The organism is Streptomyces sp. NPDC051173 (assembly GCF_040689515.1).
Lineage (GTDB): Bacteria > Actinomycetota > Actinomycetes > Streptomycetales > Streptomycetaceae > Streptomyces.
The window spans coordinates 1-2,949 of record NZ_JBFBBD010000161.1 but is presented as its reverse complement, the minus strand read 5'-3'; the positions used below and the strand labels follow the sequence as shown (position 1 = coordinate 2,949).

Sequence of the window (2,949 nt, the reverse complement as noted above, 5' to 3'; positions counted from 1 at the left end):
GCCAGCCAGCGGCAGCACGTACTGGCCGTCGGCGGTGGTGCGGGTGTGGGCGTAGGGGTCCGTCGGTCCGCGACCGCCGCCGCCCCCGTTGCCTCCGCGACCACCGCCACCGCCGCCGGACGGGCGTGGCTTGCCGCCCCTACCCGCCCCTTCCCGAAACTGGGGGCAAGCCCCCAGACCCCCACAATCCAGCCCGTCCGGCGTTTGAGGACAGCGCGCGAAGCGTGCTTCGGGGTCTGGGGCGAAGCCCCAGTTTCGGGAAGGGGCGGGTAGGGGGAAAAGCCCGCCGCAGGCGCCACGGACCCGCACCCAAAATCCACCCTGCGAGACGCCCACGTCCGTACGCCAGGATCCCCGCCGCCCCCAGCCGCACGCGCCCCCTCCGGAACGCACCCCGCGGCCCCCGCCATCCCACATCGCGGAAGATTCCGTCTCGCCATTCAACACACCGGTGACACGCCCGCCCACCCCTCCCTACGATCGACCCATGAAGCGACAGGCGGACCTCACGAAGCGGCGGGCAGTCGACCTGTGCCGCGTCGCCGCCATGCTCTGTCGCGATGTCTGACGGGGGCGCGCACCCGGCAGACTTATCTGCCGCCCGCCCCGCGCTCGTTCCCCCTCGGCCCGTCGAGGCCACCGCACCAACCGCTGCGCGGCACCGCACGCTCCCCTTCGCCGGAAGCGCACCGCGCACACTTGCAACCGCCCCGGAGGAGAACAGCATGAGCCGCAGTGACGTCCTGGTGGACGCCGACTGGGTACAGGCCCGGATCGACGACCCGAAGACCGTCGTCGTCGAGGTCGACGAGGACACCTCGGCCTACGACAAGAACCACATCAAGAACGCGGTCCGGATCGACTGGAAGACCGACCTCCAGGACCCCGTGCGCCGCGACTTCGTCGACCAGGCCGGCTTCGAGAAGCTGCTGTCGGAGAAGGGCATCGCGAACGACGACACCGTCGTCCTCTACGGCGGCAACAACAACTGGTTCGCGGCGTACGCGTATTGGTACTTCAAGCTCTACGGCCACCAGGACGTGAAGCTCCTCGACGGCGGCCGCAAGAAGTGGGAGCTCGACTCCCGCGACCTCGTGGCCGAGGTGCCGCGGCGGGCGCGCACGGAGTACCGCGCGCAGCCCCAGGACACCTCGATCCGCGCGTTCCGCGACGACGCGGTGGCGGCCATCGGCACGCTCAACCTCGTCGACGTCCGCTCCCCCGACGAGTTCAGCGGCAAGCTGCTCGCCCCGGCGCACCTCCCGCAGGAGCAGTCGCAGCGCCCCGGCCACATCCCGACCGCGCGCAACATCCCGTGGTCGAAGTCCGCCAACGACGACGGCACGTTCAAGTCGGACGACGAGCTCAAGACGATCTACGAGGCCGCAGGCGTCGACCTGTCCAAGGACACCATCGCCTACTGCCGCATCGGTGAGCGCTCCGCGCACACGTGGTTCGTGCTGCACGAGCTGCTGGGCCAGCAGAACGTCCGCAACTACGACGGCTCCTGGACCGAGTACGGCTCCCTCGTCGGCGTACCGATCGAGCTCGGCGCCAACTGACCCTTCCCCCTCCCCCTCAAGGAACGCTTATGTGTGGAGCAAAGGCCGGCGGCCCCGACGCGTCGACCGCCAAGCCCGGTGAGACCACCATCCAGGGCTCCGTGACCCGCGACGGCGAGCCCGTCACCGGCTACGTCCGACTCCTGGACAGCACCGGCGAGTTCACCGCCGAGGTCCCGACGTCCGCGACCGGACAGTTCCGGTTCTACGCCGCCGAGGGCACCTGGACGCTGCGCGCCCTGGTGTCCGGGGCGACCGCCGACCGCAAGGTCGTCATCGCCGAGAAGGGCGACCTCGCGGAGGTCGCCATCGCCGTCTGACGGCACACGAACGGCCGGAGGGCCGCACCCCGGGGTTGGACGCCATGGATGGGGGTGCGGCCCTTCGCGCCGTGCCGGGTCCGGTCGTACCGTGGGGGTATGTACGCGCGGCGCCGCCATTGGTACTTCGCCATGATGGGCACGTGCATCGGCATGTTCGTCCTGGCGTGGGCCGTGGTGCGCCTGTGGTCGGTGCCGGCGGCCGTGGGCATGTGCCTCTTCGCGATGGTCATCCCCCCGGTGGCGGCCATCGTCGCGAACCGGCACGGGCCGGACGACCGGTGGTGGGACGATCCGTCGGGCGACCCGAAGTCGGACGAGTGGTGGGACGAACTCGACGGCAAGCGGCGCCGTTAGCCGGGGTGTTTTTTCCCCAGCCCCGCCCCTTCCCGAAACTGGGGCGCGTGCCCCAGACCCCCGAGCGCGGGCCCGTCGCCGCCTGCGGCGGGAGCGGCCTGCGGCCGCGTCCTCAATCGCCGGACGGGCTGAATTGTGCGGACCGTAGTGAAGCGTGTTGCGGGGCCTGGGGGCTTGCCCCCAGTTTCGGGAAGGGGCGGGTAGGGGAAAAAGCCCGCCGCAGGCGCCACCGCCCCGCGCCCAGAAAACGTCAGTACACCAGCGCCTGCACCTCATCCCCCAACGCCTCCGCCACGAAGACCTGAGCGCCGGCGATCCGCGCCCCCTCGATCAGATCCGCCTCCTCGATGTCGCGGCGCGCAGCGCACTGCGTGCACACCGTGATCAGGCCCCCGCCCACCCGGATGCCTTCGATCAGCTCCGGCAGCGGCGCCGCGTGCGGCAGGGAGAACTCCGCCGCCCGCCCCGGCAGCGCGAACCAGGACGCCTCGCCGGTGAGCCACAGGGAGACCTCGACGCCGCTGGCCACGGCGACGGCCGCGACCGTGAACGCCTGGGAGCAGCGCTCGGGCGCGTCGGCGCCCGCCGTGACCTTGAGGACAAGCTTCTTCTTCGCCATTGGTAGTCAGGGGCGCGGTACTCTTTCGAGCCCGTTTCCCCATTCCCCTTTCAATCCGTGCGTGCGGTTTTCCCGCACACGGCTTACCGAT

4 protein-coding genes are annotated in these 2,949 nt (G+C 70.8%); 3 read left to right on the top strand and 1 reads right to left on the bottom strand.

Annotated elements, in window-relative coordinates; all coding sequences use genetic code 11:
* Positions 1-725 precede the first annotated feature (725 nt).
* The 3 genes from AB0435_RS34050 to AB0435_RS34040 all read left to right on the top strand — a co-directional run bounded on the left by AB0435_RS34050 (position 726) and on the right by AB0435_RS34040 (position 2,239).
* Positions 726-1,562, top strand: a complete 837-nt coding sequence (locus AB0435_RS34050; protein WP_366007789.1) for a sulfurtransferase — start codon at positions 726-728, stop codon at positions 1,560-1,562.
* A 29-nt stretch (positions 1,563-1,591) separates the two neighbouring features.
* The gene (locus tag AB0435_RS34045) at positions 1,592-1,882 is read left to right on the top strand and encodes a DUF1416 domain-containing protein (RefSeq protein ID WP_366007788.1); all 291 of its coding nucleotides are present in this window, start codon (positions 1,592-1,594) and stop codon (positions 1,880-1,882) included.
* 99 nt (positions 1,883-1,981) lie between these two features.
* Positions 1,982-2,239, top strand: coding sequence for a DUF3099 domain-containing protein (locus AB0435_RS34040; RefSeq protein ID WP_121801316.1), 258 nt, complete (start codon positions 1,982-1,984; stop codon positions 2,237-2,239).
* Between the two features lie 250 nt (positions 2,240-2,489).
* Here AB0435_RS34040 and AB0435_RS34035 read toward each other — a convergent pair whose 3' ends face one another.
* Positions 2,490-2,858, bottom strand: a complete 369-nt coding sequence (locus AB0435_RS34035) for a DsrE family protein (protein WP_366007787.1) — start codon at positions 2,856-2,858, stop codon at positions 2,490-2,492.
* Positions 2,859-2,949: the final 91 nt, after the last annotated feature.